At 62.1% G+C, this 17,387-nt stretch carries 14 protein-coding genes and 1 pseudogene; 5 read left to right on the forward strand and 10 right to left on the reverse strand.

Going from position 1 to position 17,387, the window contains the following annotated elements:
- Positions 1-60 precede the first annotated feature (60 nt).
- Positions 61-840: an SDR family oxidoreductase gene (locus tag N181_RS01555; protein WP_037430477.1), complete on the forward strand. Its 780-nt coding sequence runs from the start codon at positions 61-63 to the stop codon at positions 838-840.
- A 19-nt stretch (positions 841-859) separates the two neighbouring features.
- On the opposite strand, the pseudogene N181_RS01560 reads toward N181_RS01555, so the two are convergent.
- The 6 genes and pseudogenes from N181_RS01560 to N181_RS01585 all read right to left on the reverse strand — a co-directional run bounded on the left by N181_RS01560 (position 860) and on the right by N181_RS01585 (position 6,744).
- A pseudogene (locus tag N181_RS01560) lies at positions 860-1,359 on the reverse strand (N-acetyltransferase family protein).
- Positions 1,360-1,361: 2 nt separating this feature from the next.
- On the reverse strand, positions 1,362-2,492 hold the full coding sequence (locus tag N181_RS01565; RefSeq protein WP_037430495.1) for an ABC transporter ATP-binding protein: 1,131 nt from the start codon (positions 2,490-2,492) through the stop codon (positions 1,362-1,364).
- A gap of 90 nt (positions 2,493-2,582) precedes the next feature.
- Positions 2,583-3,797, reverse strand: a complete 1,215-nt coding sequence (locus N181_RS01570; protein WP_037430476.1) for an ABC transporter substrate-binding protein — start codon at positions 3,795-3,797, stop codon at positions 2,583-2,585.
- A 35-nt stretch (positions 3,798-3,832) separates the two neighbouring features.
- Complete coding sequence (locus tag N181_RS01575) at positions 3,833-4,690, reverse strand: carbohydrate ABC transporter permease (protein WP_037430474.1); 858 nt, start codon at positions 4,688-4,690, stop codon at positions 3,833-3,835.
- A complete protein-coding gene (locus N181_RS01580; RefSeq protein ID WP_037430471.1) occupies positions 4,687-5,571 on the reverse strand; it encodes a carbohydrate ABC transporter permease in 885 nt (294 codons plus the stop codon). The genes N181_RS01575 and N181_RS01580 overlap by 4 nt, the downstream gene beginning before the upstream one ends.
- Before the next feature lie 12 nt (positions 5,572-5,583).
- Entirely contained in the window at positions 5,584-6,744 is a 1,161-nt protein-coding gene (locus N181_RS01585; RefSeq protein WP_037430470.1) for a Gfo/Idh/MocA family protein, read from the reverse strand.
- A gap of 555 nt (positions 6,745-7,299) precedes the next feature.
- Here N181_RS01585 and N181_RS01590 point away from each other — a divergent pair.
- Both N181_RS01590 and N181_RS01595 read left to right on the forward strand, forming a co-directional pair.
- A complete protein-coding gene (locus N181_RS01590) occupies positions 7,300-10,641 on the forward strand; it encodes a M10 family metallopeptidase C-terminal domain-containing protein (protein WP_060563209.1) in 3,342 nt (1,113 codons plus the stop codon).
- A 232-nt stretch (positions 10,642-10,873) separates the two neighbouring features.
- Positions 10,874-11,275, forward strand: coding sequence for a hypothetical protein (locus N181_RS01595; RefSeq protein ID WP_037430454.1), 402 nt, complete (start codon positions 10,874-10,876; stop codon positions 11,273-11,275).
- A 101-nt stretch (positions 11,276-11,376) separates the two neighbouring features.
- Here N181_RS01595 and N181_RS01600 read toward each other — a convergent pair whose 3' ends face one another.
- From N181_RS01600 to osmF, 4 genes are all read right to left on the reverse strand, one after another.
- The gene (locus tag N181_RS01600) at positions 11,377-12,114 is read right to left on the reverse strand and encodes an ABC transporter permease (RefSeq protein ID WP_080579061.1); all 738 of its coding nucleotides are present in this window, start codon (positions 12,112-12,114) and stop codon (positions 11,377-11,379) included.
- Complete coding sequence (locus N181_RS01605; protein WP_037430450.1) at positions 12,114-13,052, reverse strand: ABC transporter ATP-binding protein; 939 nt, start codon at positions 13,050-13,052, stop codon at positions 12,114-12,116. The genes N181_RS01600 and N181_RS01605 overlap by 1 nt, the downstream gene beginning before the upstream one ends.
- Positions 13,049-14,248, reverse strand: a complete 1,200-nt coding sequence (locus N181_RS01610) for an ABC transporter permease (RefSeq protein ID WP_050994611.1) — start codon at positions 14,246-14,248, stop codon at positions 13,049-13,051. Before N181_RS01610 ends, N181_RS01605 begins: the two co-directional genes overlap by 4 nt.
- Before the next feature lie 64 nt (positions 14,249-14,312).
- The gene (gene osmF, locus N181_RS01615; protein WP_037430449.1) at positions 14,313-15,230 is read right to left on the reverse strand and encodes a glycine betaine ABC transporter substrate-binding protein OsmF; all 918 of its coding nucleotides are present in this window, start codon (positions 15,228-15,230) and stop codon (positions 14,313-14,315) included.
- 317 nt (positions 15,231-15,547) lie between these two features.
- Here osmF and N181_RS01620 point away from each other — a divergent pair, with 317 nt between their 5' ends.
- Both N181_RS01620 and N181_RS01625 read left to right on the forward strand, forming a co-directional pair.
- On the forward strand, positions 15,548-16,009 hold the full coding sequence (locus tag N181_RS01620) for a membrane protein (RefSeq protein ID WP_037430447.1): 462 nt from the start codon (positions 15,548-15,550) through the stop codon (positions 16,007-16,009).
- Positions 16,006-17,382, forward strand: a complete 1,377-nt coding sequence (locus N181_RS01625; RefSeq protein WP_037430461.1) for an FAD-containing oxidoreductase — start codon at positions 16,006-16,008, stop codon at positions 17,380-17,382. The genes N181_RS01620 and N181_RS01625 overlap by 4 nt, the downstream gene beginning before the upstream one ends.
- The last annotated feature ends 5 nt before the right edge of the window (positions 17,383-17,387 follow it).

Below are 17,387 nucleotides of genomic sequence, written 5' to 3' on the forward strand. Positions count from 1 at the left end.
GGCCGCCATTTTCCTCGGCCAGGTAACGGGTCAGTTAAAACAGCATTGTCGGAGCATAAGATGGATTTGGGTATCAAAGGCAAACGGGCGCTGGTTTGCGCCGGTTCGAAGGGGCTGGGGCGAGGCGTCGCCGAGAAGCTCGCCGAGGCGGGCGTCATCCTGACGCTCAATGCCCGCGAGCCGAAACAGCTAAGGGAGACGGCGCGCGCCATCAGCAGGGACTATGGCGCCAAGGTGGAGATTGTCGCCGCCGACGTGACGACGGAGGAGGGCCGCAACGCGCTCCTGCATGCGGAGCCGCGGCCCGATATCGTGATCACCAATGCCGGCGGTCCACCGCCCGGCGACTGGTCGAGCGTGACGGAGGACAATTGGCTGGAGGCGATCAGATCCAACATGTTGGCGCCGATCCTGCTCATGAAGGCCGTCATTCCCGGCATGATCGAGCGGAAATGGGGGCGGATCGTCAACATCACCTCAGCATCGGTGAAGTCGCCGATCCCCGAACTCTGCCTCTCCAACGGCGCCCGCACCGGGCTTACCGGCTTCGTTGCCGGCACGGCCCGTCAGGTGGCGCGGCACGGCGTCGTGATCAACAATCTGCTGCCCGGATCGCATCAAACCGAGCGCCTGGAAAAGCTGCTGGAAAAGTCCGCCAAGGCACGCGGGATTTCGCTCGAAGAGGCGCGCGCCGAGGAATATGCGCAGAACCCGACGGGACGCGTCGGCACACCGAGCGAGTTCGGCGCCGCGGCGGCCTTCCTCTGCAGCCAGCATGCCGGCTATATCGTCGGCCAGAACCTGCTGCTCGACGGCGGCGCGCTCAACTCGACGCTCTGAGGCAGCTCGACTCTTTGCTTCAATCGACGATGCGTCGAACCATGATGATGTCGTCCACTTCCCGGCCGTTGCGGATGCAGCCGCCGGGAATGCGGCCGACCGCTTCGAACCGCTCCCGGCGGTAAAAGGCGATGGCCGCCGCGTTCTCGGCGCTGACGGAAAGCTCCAGCTGCCGGATGCCTTCACTTCGCGCGTAGTCGGCCACCGCGCTGAAAAGCAGCCGTGCGACACCGCTGCCGCGCAAACCTCGATGCACATAGACCATGACGACCGTGGCGCGATGCACCATCTTGCTGGCACGCTGGCGCAAGAGGCCCATGATGCCCACCGGCTCATCCGCATGGAAGGCAACGAAAACTGGATTGTCCGTCACCCGCCGGCGCCATTCGTCCTCCGGCAGCTTCTCCCAATCCTCGGCACTGCTGGCGAAGGAATCAGGCTCCGTGCGCAGCGCCTCGAGCCGAATGCGCCAAAGGTTTCGACATCGTTTGGACCGAGCAGTCGTATCGATACGGTCACGCTCAGGCCGCCGGATCGAACAGGGCAAGATCGATGTCGGTCATCTCCACCCGGCGCTCGAAAGCGATGCCGTTTTCGTCGAACAGGTGGCAGTCGGCAGCGCGGATGCCGGTCTTTACCTGTTGTTCCGGCCGGATGGCCGCGGTTCCAGGCAGCATGGCGCAATAGTTCTCGCCCTCGCCACCGAGCGAGGCATAGGCAACCGTATGTGCTCCGAGGCGCTCGATGACCGAAGGATTGACGGTGAGCGTCAGGTCGCCCGAGCCGGTCTGGATATGTTCCGGGCGCACGCCGAGCGTCAGCGTACGGCCGGCCATGCCGCTACGCGGCGTAACCGGAACAAGCGCCGCCTGCCCCCTGTAGTCGATCTCGACGCCAGCCTCGCTGGCACCAGTGCAGGTCACCGGCAGAAAATTCATCTTCGGATTGCCGATGAAGCCGGCGACGAAGATGTTGGCCGGTTTGTGGTAGAGCTCGAGCGGTGCGCCGGTCTGGGCGATCTCACCGGCATTCAGCACGACGATCCGGTCCGCCATCGTCATCGCCTCGACCTGGTCGTGCGTGACGTAGATCATCGTTGCTTTCAGTTGCCGGTGCAGCTTGGCCAGTTCGATGCGCATATCGGCGCGCAGCGCCGCGTCGAGGTTCGAGAGCGGTTCGTCGAAGAGGAAGATCTTCGGCTCGCGCACGATCGCCCGGCCGATCGCGACGCGCTGGCGCTGGCCGCCGGAGAGCATGCCCGGTTTCTGCTGCAGCCGCTGATCGAGATGCAGGATGCGCGCCGCCTGCTCGACCTTGGCCTTCAATTTCTCCTCGGGCATCTTCTCCACGCGCAGCGGAAAGGCGATGTTTTCGAACACCGTCATATGCGGATAGAGTGCATAGGACTGGAAGACCATGGCAATGCCGCGCTTGACGGGCGGCAGGTCGTTGACCCGCTTGCCGTCGATGACGATGTCGCCGGCCGTCGTCTCGTCGAGGCCCGCGATCATTCGAAGCAGCGTGGACTTGCCGCAGCCGGAGGGGCCGACGAAGACGACGAATTCGCCGTTCTTGACCTGGAGTTCTATGCTCTTCAGCACCTCGTATGTGCCGTAGAATTTCTGAACCTTGTTGAGATTAAGCTGTCCCAAGTATCTTTCTCCGGCACCGGCGAGAAGCGGCTCTTCGGCAAGCATTAAAAGAAGGGACCGCGATGCAGAAGCGCCGCGGTCCCGTTGAGCCTACTTGTACTGTTCGAGGTCGGCAGCCGCCTTCTTCAGGGCATCCGCCGGTTCGGCCTTGCCGGTGACAACCGACTGGACCATCTCGATCATCGTGTTCTGAAGGCCCTTATAGTCGGTGAAGAGCGGCTCCGGCCCGCCGAAGGAGATGCCGTCGATGAACGGCTTCCAGTAGGGGTTGGCTGCAACCATATCGTCCACCGCCTTGCCCGGACGCAGCGGCGTCAGGCCTTCCTGGGCCTCGTAGATCGGCTGGTTCTCGGCGTTGGTCAGGAATTTGGCGAATTCGATCGCCTTTTCTTCGACGCCGGTGCCGCTGAAGACGGCAAGGCTGTCGGTGATCAGCAGCGTGCCCGGTCCCTTGGCGCTCGGCCCGAGCGGCAGCGGCGCGACACCCCAGTCGATCTTCGTTTCCTTGAGGCGGTTCACCGCACCGACCGACGCATGGATCATGCCGAGCTTGCCGTCCAGAAAGATCGCCCGCACCTCGTTCTGCTCATAGGAGGTCGGCCCCTCTTCGGCATAGGGAACGATGTCCTTCAGCGCCGTCAGCGCCTCGAGGTTCTCCTTGCTGTCGAAGGTGATGTTGCCGCTGGCGTCGATCACCGAGCCGTTGTTCGTATAAACCCAATGCAGGAACTGGTGCATGGTGTTGTCGAAGGTCTTGGCGACCACGCCGAAGCCAGGAGTGCCGGTCTTCTCCTTGATGATCTTGGCGTATTCGAGTTCTTCCGCCCACGTCTGCGGCGGCTTTTCCGGATCGAGACCGGCCTGCTTGAAGAGCGCCTTGTTCCAGTAGAGCGACTTGGTGGAGAAGGCGACCGGGACGCCCCATTGCTTGCCGCTGGTCGTCACCGTGTCTATGATGAAGGGGTAGTAGGATTTCTTCTCCTCTTCGGTGAAGGGGACCGGCACGATCAGTTCATTGTCGGCAAATTCCTTGAGCGTGCGTGAGCCGACATAGGCGAGCGCCACCGGCGTTCCCGACGCGGCGAGCGTCGTCACCTTGTCCTGGCATTGGCCCCAGCCGACCACTTCCGAGACGATCTTGTAGCCGGCATTGGCCTCTTCCCATTTCTTGATGAAATCGGCATGCGCCGGCTGCATCTTGTCGCCGCAGGCAAGGAAGGTGATTTCCGTATCGGCCAGGACCGGCAGTGCGGTTGTGGCGAGAAGCGCGAAAGTTCCGGCAATCAATGAGGCATGCTTTGTCATGGTTATTCCCCTCGCTTGTGAGCTCGTTGTTGCGGTTACTGTTTCACGGCGCCGGCGGTCAGACCCGCGACGAGATAGCGTTGCATCAGGAAGATGAGGATGACGGCCGGCGCAATGCCGACGAAACTAGCCGCCATCAGCTCGTTCCAGATCACTTCCTGCCGGCCGAAATAGGCGTAGAGCCCAATCGGCAGCGGCATGTATTCGGTCTTCGAGTTGAAGGTCAGCGCGAAGATGAATTGCTGGGCATAGGAACCAATGAAGGTGGTGATCGCGACGACGGTGATGCCCGGCATGGCGATCGGCAGAATCACCCGGCGCAGCGTGTAGAAGTGGCTCGCCCCGTCGACGAAGGCAGCTTCGTCAAGCTCCCGGGGGATGCGCATCATGTAGGTGCGCAGCAGCCAGATACCCGAGGGAATAAGGAAGGCGACGCCCGGCACGATCATCGCGAAATAGGTGTTGAGCACGCCGAAGCTGCGCATCAGCCGGAACAGCGGGATAAGCAGCACGGCGCCGGAAAACATGTTGACCGCCAGGAAGGCGGCGAGAAGAGCGCCGCTGCCGCGGAACTTGAATCGGGCAAAGGCGTAGGCCGATGGCACGACCAGCACCAGCACGACCGCCGTGACGATCGTCGAGATGAAGAAGGAATTGAAGATGTAGCGGGCAAAGCCCGGCACGCTCACCCACATGGTCCTATAGGCCTCGAAGGATCCGTTCTCCGGCCAGAAGCGATAGGGCGAGGAGAACAGGAGACCGAGCGGCTTCAGCGACACGAGGAACCCTTCGACGAAGGGCGAGAGGATGAAACTCAGGAAAACGAAGATGCCCGCATAGATGCCGACGAGTTCGTACCAGCGATAGCGGTTGATCATGGCGGGCTGGCTCATCGGCTCTCTCCCGAGGCAAGGCGGTGCGTGACGCGGAAATAGGCGATGCAGAAGATCGACAGGAAGATGCAGATCAGCACGGCGCGCGCCGCCCCTTCACCGTATTTCTTCGAGCCGATCGCGGTGCGGTAGGTGTCGATGATCATCGTCGTCGTGTCGCCGTTCGGGCCGCCCTGCGTCAGGATCCAGATGATGTCGAAGGAGTTGAAGGTGGCGATCAGCGACAGCATCGACATGGTGATCATCGACGGAACGAGCAGCGGCAGGGTGATGCGGCGGAAGCGATAGAAGCGCCCTGCCCCATCCGTCCAGGCGGCCTCGTAGAGGTCCTGCGGGATCGCCTGCATCGAGGCGAGCATGTAGAGCGTCACCAAGGGCACGCCGATCCAGACGTCGGTGATGATCGTCGCCCAGAATGCGGTGGAGCCATGGGCAAGGAAGGCGACCGGTCCGTCGACCAGACCCCAGTTCTGCAGCATGCCGGAGATCATTCCGAACTGGCCGTTATACATCCAGCCCCACATGAAGATGCCGATCGCCATCGGCACGATCCAGGGCGGCATGGTGAGCACCCGGAACAGCGACCGGCCCGGCACGGCGGCGTTCAGCATCACCGCGCCGAAGGTGCCGATGATCATCTTGATCGCCACGGAAAAAGCGGTCCAGACGAAGGTACGAAGGATCACTTCCGCAAAGGTGGCATTGAAAATCTTGTCGTAGTTTGCGGTACCGACCCATTTGGTCGTCTTCTTCAGCGAGGCATCCGTGAACGACAGGATGAACGTATCCACCAGCGGATAGGCGACGATCACCATTACGTAGAGCACGGCCGGAAATAGCAGGATCCAGGCGAAGATGACGGTGCTGCTGCGAACACTCATGCCCCTCCCCCTTCAGGCCGCGCGGGCGTGCAGGGCTTCGTCGAAGCGGTCCCATAGCAGGCGCAGGTCGACGACGGTTCGCTTCAGACGCGCCTCGTCCATGGAGAGCGCAAGAATGCCGGCTTCGAGCGCGTCGAGCGGCGATACCGGCAGCGGGCCGCCGTGCTTGACGTGGGCAATGATCTCGGCCGCCATCTGCTCGTCCGCACCATAGTGCTGCGAGAGCGCCGTCTCCTTGGCGTAGCGCTTCTCGACCACCTTCCGGCCGGAGAGCATCTCGTGGACGTCGAGATAGCCGCGAATGAAATCGCCTTCCGCCATGCCGCGCGATCCCATCACGCAGAAGCGGCGGAACTGGTCCGGAACGTTGAGGTTGGTGTGGAAGTTCATCGCCACGCCGTTGGCGTATTCGATGATCGCGACCTGATAGTCGATGATGTCTCCGTCGCTGTCGAAGACCTTGTCGGAACCCAGCCAGCCGCTCGGCTTGCGATGGAAAAGCTGGAGGTCGTTGACGCCGTCGCGGGCCGGATCATTGGCGGGGGTAAAGCTCTTGCGGCCGCCGAAACTTGCCACGCGTTCCGGCCGCGCCCCGACGACGCCGTTGTAGAGGTCAAGGTCGTGGCAGCATTTCTCGAGCATGAAGCTGCCGGCATAGCGTCCGTAGCGGCGCCAGTCGCGCATGAAGAATGCACCATGGTAGGGCTCGATATGCTCGGCCGCTTCGATCGAAACGATCTCGCCGAGCGTTCCCGCCGCCTGGGCGGCGCGCAGATCGCGATACATCGGCGCATAGCGCAGCACGAGGCCGACCATCAGCCGGTCGTGGCCGTGCTTCGCCAGAAGCACGGCAAGGTCAACGCTCTGTTCGATCGTGCTGACGATCGGCTTTTCGCAGAAGACCTTGAGCCCCGCCTCGAGACCGATGCGGATATGGTCGAGATGCATGTGATTGGGCGAGCCGATCATCAAGAGGTCGAGCTTCTCGCCGGCAATCAGTTCCTCGGGCGTGGGATAGGCCATTCCTGCGGAAATGCCGTTTTCCGAAAGCGTGGCAAGGCCGGCGGGAGCCGGGTCGACATAACCCGCGATCTCGAAGCTTTCGTCGATCGCCCTGAAGACATAGCCCAGATATCCGAGACGGAATCCGAGTCCGATTATCCCGACCTTCATACTGACGCTGTTCCCGTTTCGTAATTTATTTTCGTAGACTGGGATAGAATTTTCAACGCGTCAACAAAAATCCGAACATTCCGGGAGAATGTGAAATTCATTTTCATGACAACTGTAATGAGGATAGCGATGGTGGCGGGCCTTCTCCGCAGACCGCGGCTGTTGCGCGTAGTCGCCGTCGCAGATCCACATGGGGCCGATGCAAGGCTAAGGGTGGAGGACCTATTTCATGAAACACCTCTTGCAACGTAGCTGCCTTCGACTGCCGCCATCGCGCCGGTCCACGCTGCCAACATCGGCGTCGTGGAAGTAGCCGGCAGAGGCCGAGAGCCGGTCGGCCGCAGCTATGGTTCCGCACCAGGGCGGCCGCCGCTTCCATCGCTTACGTGACGTTACCCCCGTCTTTGTGGGGGTGACAAATCAAAGGTTGCAATAACATTATCTGGGAAGGGGTACGGGGCTGGCAGGCAGGCACACGCGACGCGTGTGGAAAATTGGCAGCTGCAGAGCGGTATAGCCGTAACTGTGCACAATCGTCAGAGAGGGAACCTCACGATGCCCAATCCAAGCCAGACGAGCGACGAATGGTGGGTCAACGATCAGACGCCGGACAACCCTTATGGCAAGAGTGAGGATTATGAGTCCTTTCTCGGCTATCTTGGGGCATTGCCCCGCAGCCTGACGCCGGAGATCGCGGCGGGAACGCTAAGGATCAACGTCTACGAGCTCAACGACCACCCGGAGTACAAAGCCGCCGCGATCGGCGCCTTACAGATGTGGGCGTCTGTCACCCCTCTGAAATTCGAGATCGTCGACGACGCGCCGTTCGACAGCACAACGGACTGGATGGAGGTTGTCAGCCCCGAACTCGGCGAGGAGGACGATGGCAGCGCCTATTCGAGCAATCGTTATGTCAGTATCGGTCAGCGTTTCCACGACACGGAACCCAACCAGACGGATATCGGCGGTTATGTCTTCGATTCCTTCATCCATGAATTCGGCCATGAATTCGGCCTGAACCATCCGGGTCTCTACAATTACAGCGGTCCCGGCGGTGTGCAGATCAACTATCTGAACAATGCGACCTGGACTTATGACCGCCAGCAATACAGCGTCATGTCCTATTTCGATGGGATCGATGTCGGCGAAACCAGCCGCTGGTCTGCGTCGACGCCGCTGATGGCCGACATCGAGGCCGTCATTCGCCGCTTTTTCTCGACCGTCGACGAGAATGGAGTGCGCACCTATCAGCACATCGATCTCAACACGGGGGACAATGTCTACGGCTTCGGGAGCACGCAGTATGGCTACCAGCTTACCTCCTCCGGCATGCAGCATGACATCGGCTTTGCGATCCATGACACCGGCGGAACCGACACGATCGACTTTTCCGGCTCGACGGCGGGTACGATCCTTGACTTGCGCCCCGGACAGTTCTCCAGCGTCAACGGCCATAGCAACAATGTGTCGATCTTCGCCGGACACAACGCGGATCGGACCGACTATCACGTCGAGAACGGCATCGGCAGCAGCTATGACGACATCCTGATCGGCAACGATGGCGCCAACACGCTCGACGGCCGCGGCGGCGGCGACCGTATGGCTGGCAACGGCGGCGACGATATCTATTTCGTCGATTCATTGGAGGACATCGTTCGCGAGGAGGCAAACGGCGGCAACGACACGGTCATCCTCCTGTCCAGGCACCTGAAAATCAGGAAAATCGCCAACGTCGAAAACATCATCTACGCCGATGAGTCGACGACCCAGCCTGGCAACGGTGGCGGCGAGACCCCGCCCAGCGTTGGCGACAACACGATGACCAGCATCATCTTCGGCAGCGACGGAAACGATGCGCTTGACGGCGGTGCCGGCGACGACACGATTTTCGGCCAGGGAGGCGACGACCTGATCATCGGCGGCCGCGACTCGCTCGCCAGCCGCGACATCAACAACACGATCGATGTCGAGGACCTTGAGGACCAGACCGAAAGCGATGATGGCAACGACACGCTCTACGGCGGCGGCGGCAACGACACCATTCTTGGCGGCCAGGGCAACGATATTCTTGACGGCGGCGACGGCGACGACACCCTGAGCGGCCAGGACGGTGTGGATATATTCAGGGGCGGCGCGGGCGTCGACACGGTCGATTTCAGCAAGGAAAGCCCCTTCCAACTCCTCGTCAACCTCGCCACGAATGTCGCCAGCGGCGGCACCGCCTCGGGTGACACGTTCTACAGCATCGAAAACCTGATTGGTTCCGATGACCGCATCGACCGCTTCATCGGCACAGCCGCCGCAAATCATTTCTGGGGCCAGGGCGGCGGGGATTATTTCAATGGCGGCGGCGGCAATGACATCCTGGATGGCGGCAACGATGGCGACATCCTCTATGGCGAAGCCGGCAACGACACGATCATCGGGGGCGCCGGTCAAGACTATCTGGACGGCGGTTCCGGTGTTGACACGGTTGTCTACGCGGGTAGCCCTGACGGTGTGACGATCGATCTTGCCAACGGCACGGCCACCGGGGGCGACGGGGATGGTCCGGTGCAAATCGTCGGGCGAGGCGCAGCCATCCGGCACGATATACTTGCGGGCTTTGAAAATGCAGTCGGTTCATCTCATGATGACCATCTCATCGGCAATGCGCTTGCCAATGCGCTCTCCGGCGGAGCCGGCGACGACACGCTGACCGGCGGCGGCGGCGCGGACAGATTGAACGGCGGTGCCGGCAGCGACACGGCAGACTACGCCGATGCAACGAGCGGCGTCAGGCTCAGTCTCGCGGCAAGCAGGTCCGGCGGAGATAGATATGTCTCCATCGAAAACCTTGCAGGTTCGGGATTCAACGACCGACTGGCCGGCAACGGCGCAGCCAATGTATTGACTGGACAGGGCGGGAACGACGCGCTCGACGGCGGCCGCGGCGATGACACCCTGCACGGCGATTTCGCCTATCAGGGCGATGTGCCGCCACGCCCGGGCATGGGAACCGGCTACGCAACGCTGGGGCCGGACGCGACGAACAACTCGATCGCAGCCGCGTTCGACATCTCCAACAATTTTTCCCTCACCAGCGACCCCGATATCTTCGATTCGACGACGGTCCTTCACACGACCGTTAACGCCACCGGAAACGGCCAGGGCGGATATTACAAGGTCGATCTGGCTGCCGGTACGGTCATTACGATAGACATTGACGGAATTGCCGATCCGAATGTCCATGACAGTTGGGTCAGGCTGCTCGACAGCGCCGGCAACATTGTCGCTCAGAACGATGATGGCGGCGGCGACCCCGGCTCTACAAGCAACCGGGATTCAAGTCTGGTATTCGTCGCTCAGGAGACCGGAACCTATTACATATTGGAAGGCAGCTGGTCGCCGACGGCGCCGGGCGACGGCTGGGCGGAGGCAGTGCCGGCAGGCTCGACCTATGAGTTGAACGTTTCGGTCGAATTTCCCCCTGCGCCGGCCCAGCCGGGCGTTGCGGGTTCCGACACGCTCAATGGCGGCGGCGGCAGCGATCTGCTGGACGGCGGTCTGGCGGCCGACACGCTCACCGGCGGCGAAGGAGAGGACACATTCCGCTTCTCGACGGAGCTTGGGAACGGCAATGTCGACTGGATCAGGGACTTCAACGTCATCGACGACACGATCCTGCTGGACAATCTCATCTTTGACAGCGTCGGTGCCGACGGCGCTGTCGCCTTGGGTGCATTCTACGGGAGCGCGGCGGGCGTCGCTCATGATGCCGACGACCGCATCATCTACGATACCGATAGCGGCGTCCTGTCCTATGACGCCGATGGCGCCGGAGAAACCGCGGCTATTCAGTACGCTCAGCTGAGCACAAATTTAAGGCTTTCGGCGGCCGACTTTATTATCATCTAGCTCGACCGCAGGTGGGGGCGCTTTCGGGCGTCCCTCCTGGTAACGCAGTTGCAATTGGCTTCTCTTTTCGAGGCACAACCTGAGCTGGAACGCCGCCGCCGCATGGGTCTTCAGCGCCCGCGCGTTATCAGACGCGCAAAAGTCGCTGCAGCACTTTGAGTTGCTGCATGGTCCTTAGATCGGATAGGATTTAAGGAACATGCAGTAGCGGGGCGATCATGGAGAGTGTGTGATGAAGCGCCCGACCGACCGCCGCACAATATTGGTGACCTTCGGAGCTGCGGCTGTCGCCGCCGTCGCCGGGCCAATCGTTGCGCAACCGACAGATATTCGCGGTGCAGTCACCTTCGAGGGCGGCGCGGTTGTACCGAAGGGTCATCTCGAGATTTATCTCGAGGACCCTGCCATTCAGGACAGTGCGGGTCGTCGCGCCACGGAAACACGCATTAGCAGCGACGGCGGGTCGAAGACGATCAACTTTTCCTTGTCCGCGCCCGCAAGCTCGATGGCTTCGCCAACGCTGCGGATCGTTGCGCGCTTGGAGCGTGCGGATGGCTGGCTGGTGGCGCGCGGCAGCACAAAGGTCAAGGCGGGTTCGCCTGTCTACGTCACGCTCAACACCGTGATGTATTGAAGGGCCAAGGCCAACGGCTGATGTCGACGGCTGAACGCATAGCGAATCCATGAACGCTATGGACCGGATGGCACAATTGCGTTGCTACCCTGCTTTTTGCGCTAGACGTGCGCGCGTCCCGCAAGGGCACGCTCCAGCGCTTGAAGTGCATCGTGGATCAGCACCGCGAGCGCCGCAACGATAAGCCCGCCCTGCAGCACGAAGGCGAGATTGTTCGACTGCAGCCCGGCGATGATGACCTCGCCGAGCGTCTTGGCGGCAACGGTCGAGCCGATCGTCGCCGTCGCGAGGCTGATCACCACGGAAAGCCGGATGCCCGTAAGGATCACCGGCAAGGCCAGGGGAAGCTCAATCTGCAATAGCCTTTGCCGCTCGGTCATGCCGGCGCCGCGGGCCGCCTCGATCACAGCCGGAGGTAGTGTCGTCAGCCCCGTCAGGGCATTTTCGAAGATCGGCAGCAGCCCATAGAGAAAAAGAGCAATCAGCGTTGGCTTTTCGCCGAAACCGAAGATCGGGACCGCGAGCGCCAGCACCGCCACCGGCGGGAAAGTCTGGCCGATATTCACGAGGCTGCGCGACAGCGGCAGGAATTCGGCGCCGGCCTCCCGCGTCACGAGGATCGCCAACGATACCGCGACGACCGTTGCGGCAATTGTCGCGGCGAGCACGGTGCGAAGATGGAGGAGCGTCAGCCAGAAGAGGCTGCCCCGATTGTAGACCGCTGGGGCATTCTCCTGGACAAGCGGCTTGAGCAGCGGCTCGAACCAGCCGGGCTGCAAAAGGAAGGCCAGCAACGCAAGGAACACCGTCAGCCGTAGAAGCGCGGGCAGCGACGCCATCACCGCGGCCTCGCGGCGCGTTTCACGAGGCCATCGAGGCTGACCTTGCCGATGATGGCGCCATTCGCGGCCGCGACCGGCAAGGCGGACCGCCCGGACCACAGCAGTTCGGAAAGGGCCTCGCGCTGGCTGAGTGCCTCCGGTATCGGCGTGCCCTCGGCCGCGCCTGGCTCGAGCGCATCGCCTGCCGTCTCGATGGCCAGCAGGCGGAACGGCCGTTCAGCGGCGCCGATCAGTTCCTCGACGAAAGGTGTTTCCGGTCGCACCAGCATCTCGGCCGGCGTTCCATGTTGCACCACCTCCCCCTTGTCCATGACGGCGATCCGATCGGCGAGATGGAAAGCTTCCTCCATGTCGTGGGTCACGAGAATGATCGTCGTGCCGAAATGCTTCTGGATGGCGAGCAGGTCGTCTTGCGCCTTGGCGCGGATGATCGGGTCGAGGGCGCCGAAGGGCTCGTCCATCAACAGCAGGTTCGGTTCGGCCGCAAGGGCACGCGCAACCCCGACGCGCTGCTGTTGGCCGCCGGACAGTTCATGCGGATAACGCGGTCCGAAGAAATCCGGATCGAGTTGGAATAGCGTCAGCAACTCTTCCACCTTCGCCTTTATCCGCGCCCTCTCCCAGCCGAGCAGCGTCGGCACGGTGGCGATGTTCTGGGCCACCGTGCGATGCGGAAAGAGCCCGTGGCCCTGGATCGCATAACCGATCCGGCGGCGCAGTTCGAATTCCGGCACTGAACGATTGTCGTCGCCGTCGATGCGGATCGCGCCGGAGGTCGGCTCGACCAGACGGTTGACCATCCTGATCAGCGTGGTCTTTCCCGAGCCCGATGTACCGACGATGACGGTTATCGTATGCGGCATGACGGTCAGCGACACGTCGCTGACCACCACGGTTTCGTCGTAACGCTTGGTGACGCCGTCGAATTCGATCATGCGGCCTTGCCCCGGCTGTGTTTCGGACCCGTCACTTCGATCAGCGCGTCAAGCACGATCGCCGCGGTGAAGGCGAGCACGACGGTCGGAACCGCGCCAAGCAGCACGAGATCCATGGCCGTCTGGCCTATGCCTTGGAAGACGAAGACGCCGAAGCCACCGCCGCCGATGAGGGCCGCTATGGTCGCAAGCCCGATATTCTGGACGAGCACGATGCGGATACCGGTAAGGATGACCGGAAAGGCCAAGGGGAACTCGACGGCCACGAGCCGCTGCCACTCGGTCATGCCGAGGCCGCGTGCGGCATCGTTTGCGGCGCGCGGCACGCCGGCGAGCCCGACGACGGTATTGGCGACCACCGGCAGCAGTGAATAGAGAAATAGCGCAACGAAGGCGGGCGCCACGCCGATACCACGCACGCCGATCGCCTCGGCACCCGGAACATGGGCCGCAACCCAGCCGAGCGGCGCGATCAGAATTCCGAAGAGCGCAATCGAGGGAACCGTCTGGATGGCGTTCAGGACATTCAACACGGCCGCACGCAGTCGGTCAACGCGATGGCAGAGAACGCCGAGCGGCAGTCCGACGAGCGTTGCCGCAGCGAGCGATCCGAGCGCCAGCGTCAGGTGGCGGCCGCCCTCGGCCCAAAACGTGTCGGCCCGGCTCGCATACTCCTTGAGTATCGAAAGTCCGTCCCATCGCCCCGTAGCGAGCATTGCCCCGACGAGCGCCAAAGCCCCGGCCAGGAAAAGAAGCCGCAAGCCGGGTCCGGGGTTCAGCCGCGTCAACGCATCGGCAACCAGAAGCGCGAATGCAAAGACAAGAATCCAGAGGCCGGAAGCCGGTGAAACGCGGGCATAGGCGTTGTCTGCCGGGACCAGATTGCCGGCAGCACTGCCGATCAGAAAGCACAGCGCAACGAGGATCGCAAAGGCCGCGGCCATGCGGACGAGGACGGATGTCTTGAAAAGCGCAACGACAGTACCGAACGCCACAAGGGCGAGAAGCCCGTAGCCGAGCGATGTCGGCAAGGCCTCGAGGATCGCTTTTCCCTCGCCCTGGACGATGCGGTTTGCCCGGAACGTCGCGAAGGGCGCGAGAAACGCGCCGTAAACCGCGAGAGCCGCAATGATCACGCCGAGCTTGTCGAAAGGAAGGGTTCTGCGCTCTGTTTCTCGGATGACACCGATCGCCATGAAATGATCCGCTCGACGCAATATCCGCGTTGTCCGATCGGCATCGGCAACGCTTTCTTGTCAGTTACTTCAGGAAGCCGTTCTTTTTCAAAAAATCCTCTGCGACCGCTTTCGCCGGTTCGCCGCCGACCTGCACGCGGCCATTCAATTCCTGCAGAGTGACGAGATCGAGCTTTTCGAAGACGGGCTTCAAGAGGGTCTCGATCGTCGGATTCTCTTTCAGCACCGCTTCCCGGATGATCGCCGTCGGCTGATAGACCGGCTGGACGTTCTTGTCGTCCTCGAGGACCACGAGCCCCGAGGGCGCAATCCCGCCGTCGGTGCCGTAGACCATCGCTGCGTTGGCACCGTTCGTCTGGTTGGCGGCCGCAGCAATGGTCGCGGCCGTATCGCCGCCTGAAAGCGTGATCAGTTGCTCCGGCTTCAGCGTGAAAGCGTAGGCGGTCTGGAACGCGGGCAAGGCTGCCGCGGAGTTCACGAATTCGGAAGACGCCGCCAGGATGACCTCGCCGCCGTCGCTGACATATTTCCCGAAGTCGGAAAGCGTCTTGAGGCTGTTCTTCTCGACCACCTCCTTGCGCAGCGCGATCGCCCAAGTGTTGTTGGCCGGCGACGGTGTCAGCCAAACGATCTTGTTGGCATCGTAGTCGAGCTTCTTCGCCAGTTCATAGCCTTTGGCGGCATCCTTCCAGGCCGGATCATCAGCCTTTTCGAAGAAGAAAGCGGCGTTACCGGTATACTCCGGATAGATGTCGATTTCACCGGCAGTGATCGCCTTGCGAACGACGGGAGTGGCGCCAAGTTGGACGCGGTCCGTGGTCTTGATGTTGTTGGCGTTCAGCACGGTGAGAATGATGTTGCCGAGAACGCCGCCCTCCGTGTCGATCTTGGAGGAGACAACGACATCGGCCCGGGCCGCGCCGCAGGCAAGCGCAAAGGCCAGAGCGGTACCGATACATGTCTTCATCAGGGTCAGGCGCATGATTGTCTCCCTCAATTGATCCCGCGGCCGGCACGGCTTTCCGCTGCGTCCGGTTAGAGCATCCATATATGTCAGGCTTCCACAAAGAACAGAGCAACGGCCGCACAGGGACTTACGTACCACTAGGTTGCAAACGACGGCGAAGTCGGTCACTCTCCTCCTGGGGTCCGCCTCACAGCGCGCGATCCTGAGGCCTACAATAGTCGATCGGCAATACTTCTTTCAGAAAGCCAGCATGTCCGAGGCGGCTGCAAATCAGCCGCGTTTGCGCGGCGGTCGCCCGCGCAGTTCTTGAAAAGCAGAGTTCGGGGATGGGGATGTCCGTCTATTTTCTTGCGCTTCTGATCGGCGTGGTAGCGGGCTTGCGGGTGATGACCGCGCCGGCAGCCGTCAGCATCGCTGCCGCGGCCGGCTGGCTGCCGGTCGCCAACAGCTGGGCGGCCTTCATGGGCTATCGCTTCACGCCTTATATTTTCGGTCTCCTGGCGCTCGTCGAATACGTCACCGATCAGTTGCCGAGCACGCCGAGCCGCAAGGTGCCGCAGCAATTCGGCGCCCGGATCGTCAGTGGGGGCTTTTGCGGCGCGGTCATCGGTACCGCCGGAGGCTCCTTGATCGGCGGCGCGATTGCCGGAATCATCGGTGCGATCATCGGCACGCTTGGCGGCTATGAAGCACGCAAGCGGCTCGTTGCGGCGATCGGCGGCAAGGACCTGCCGATCGCCCTCCTCGAAGATCTTGTCGCCATTCTGCTGGCGCTTTGGGTGGTGTCATCATGACCAGGCACTTCGACGCGATCATCATCGGCGCCGGCCAGGCGGGGCCGTCGCTCGCCGGACGTCTGACCGAAGTCGGTAAATCCGTGGCGCTCGTCGAGCGCAAGCTCTTCGGCGGTACCTGCGTGAACACCGGCTGCATGCCGACCAAGGCGATGGTTGCGAGCGCCTATGCCATCCACACGGCCCGCAGCGGGGCGGAATACGGTATGACGACCGGTCCGGTGTCCGTCGATTTCGCTCGGGTCATGGCGCGCAAGGAGAAGGTGACGCTGGACTCCCGTACAGGCGTCGAGTCCTGGCTGAAGGGCATGACGAACTGCACGGTGCTCGAGGGCCACGCGCGCTTCGAGAGCCCGACCGAAATCAGTGTCGGCGACGAACGGATTTCGGGCGAACAGATTTTCCTCAACGTCGGTGGGCGCGCCGCGATCCCGGATTTTCCGGGGATCGACCAGGTTTCCTGTCTCACCAACAGCTCGATCATGGAGCTCGATCACCTGCCCAAGCATCTGGTGATCATCGGCGGCAGCTATATCGGGCTCGAATTCGCGCAGGTATTCCGGCGCTTCGGCTCCGAGGTCACCGTCATCGAAAAGGGCCCGCGCCTGATTGCCCGCGAAGATCCGGACGTCTCGGATGCGATCCGTGCCATACTCGAAAATGAGGGAATTCAGATCCGCCTCAACGCCGAATGCATCCGCTTCGCCACCCACGCCGACGGTGTCGCCGCCGGCGTGGATTGCACCTCGGGAGCCCCGGAGGTCATTGGCTCCGAAGTGCTGCTTGCCACCGGCCGCCGCCCCAACACGGACGATCTCGGCCTCGACAAGGCGGGCGTCAAGACCGACGCGCGCGGCTATATCGAGGTCGACGATATGCTGCGCACCAATGTACCGCACATCTTCGCGGTGGGCGACTGCAACGGCCGCGGTGCCTTCACCCACACCTCCTACAATGATTTCGAAATCGTCGCCGCGAACCTCCTCGACAACGACCCGCGCCGGGTCAGCGACCGCATCCAGGCCTATGCGCTCTACATCGATCCGCCGCTCGGCCGGGCCGGCATGACCGAAACCGAGGCGCGCCAAAGCGGCCGCAAGCTCCTGATCGGCACCCGGCCAATGACGCGCGTCGGGCGGGCCGTCGAGAAGGGCGAGACGTTGGGCTTCATGAAGGTGATCGTCGATGCTGACACGAAGGAAATCCTCGGCGCCTCGATCCTCGGTACCAGCGGTGACGAGGCAATCCAGAGCATCCTCGACGTGATGTATGCGAAGCGGCCCTATACGACGATCAGCCGCGCGATGCACATCCATCCGACGGTATCGGAACTGATCCCGACCGTGTTTGGCGATCTTTCACCTGCGAAATAGTGCAC

Origin of the sequence: Sinorhizobium fredii USDA 205, assembly GCF_001461695.1 — a bacterium.
In the GTDB taxonomy this organism is placed as follows: domain Bacteria; phylum Pseudomonadota; class Alphaproteobacteria; order Rhizobiales; family Rhizobiaceae; genus Sinorhizobium; species Sinorhizobium fredii.

Excerpts from the sequence above, each read along its gene's own strand:
- N181_RS01555 (WP_037430477.1), top strand. The coding sequence starts at position 61 with ATGGATTTGGGTATCAAAGGCAAACGGGCGCTGGTTTGCGCCGGTTCG.
- N181_RS01570 (WP_037430476.1), bottom strand. The coding sequence starts at position 3,797 with ATGACAAAGCATGCCTCATTGATTGCCGGAACTTTCGCGCTTCTCGCC.
- N181_RS01575 (WP_037430474.1), bottom strand. The coding sequence starts at position 4,690 with ATGAGCCAGCCCGCCATGATCAACCGCTATCGCTGGTACGAACTCGTC.
- N181_RS01580 (WP_037430471.1), bottom strand. The coding sequence starts at position 5,571 with ATGAGTGTTCGCAGCAGCACCGTCATCTTCGCCTGGATCCTGCTATTT.
- N181_RS01585 (WP_037430470.1), bottom strand. The coding sequence starts at position 6,744 with ATGAAGGTCGGGATAATCGGACTCGGATTCCGTCTCGGATATCTGGGC.
- N181_RS01590 (WP_060563209.1), top strand. The coding sequence starts at position 7,300 with ATGCCCAATCCAAGCCAGACGAGCGACGAATGGTGGGTCAACGATCAG.
- N181_RS01595 (WP_037430454.1), top strand. The coding sequence starts at position 10,874 with ATGAAGCGCCCGACCGACCGCCGCACAATATTGGTGACCTTCGGAGCT.
- N181_RS01600 (WP_080579061.1), bottom strand. The coding sequence starts at position 12,114 with ATGGCGTCGCTGCCCGCGCTTCTACGGCTGACGGTGTTCCTTGCGTTG.
- N181_RS01605 (WP_037430450.1), bottom strand. The coding sequence starts at position 13,052 with ATGATCGAATTCGACGGCGTCACCAAGCGTTACGACGAAACCGTGGTG.
- N181_RS01610 (WP_050994611.1), bottom strand. The coding sequence starts at position 14,248 with ATGGCGATCGGTGTCATCCGAGAAACAGAGCGCAGAACCCTTCCTTTC.
- osmF (WP_037430449.1), bottom strand. The coding sequence starts at position 15,230 with ATGCGCCTGACCCTGATGAAGACATGTATCGGTACCGCTCTGGCCTTT.
- N181_RS01620 (WP_037430447.1), top strand. The coding sequence starts at position 15,548 with ATGTCCGTCTATTTTCTTGCGCTTCTGATCGGCGTGGTAGCGGGCTTG.
- N181_RS01625 (WP_037430461.1), top strand. The coding sequence starts at position 16,006 with ATGACCAGGCACTTCGACGCGATCATCATCGGCGCCGGCCAGGCGGGG.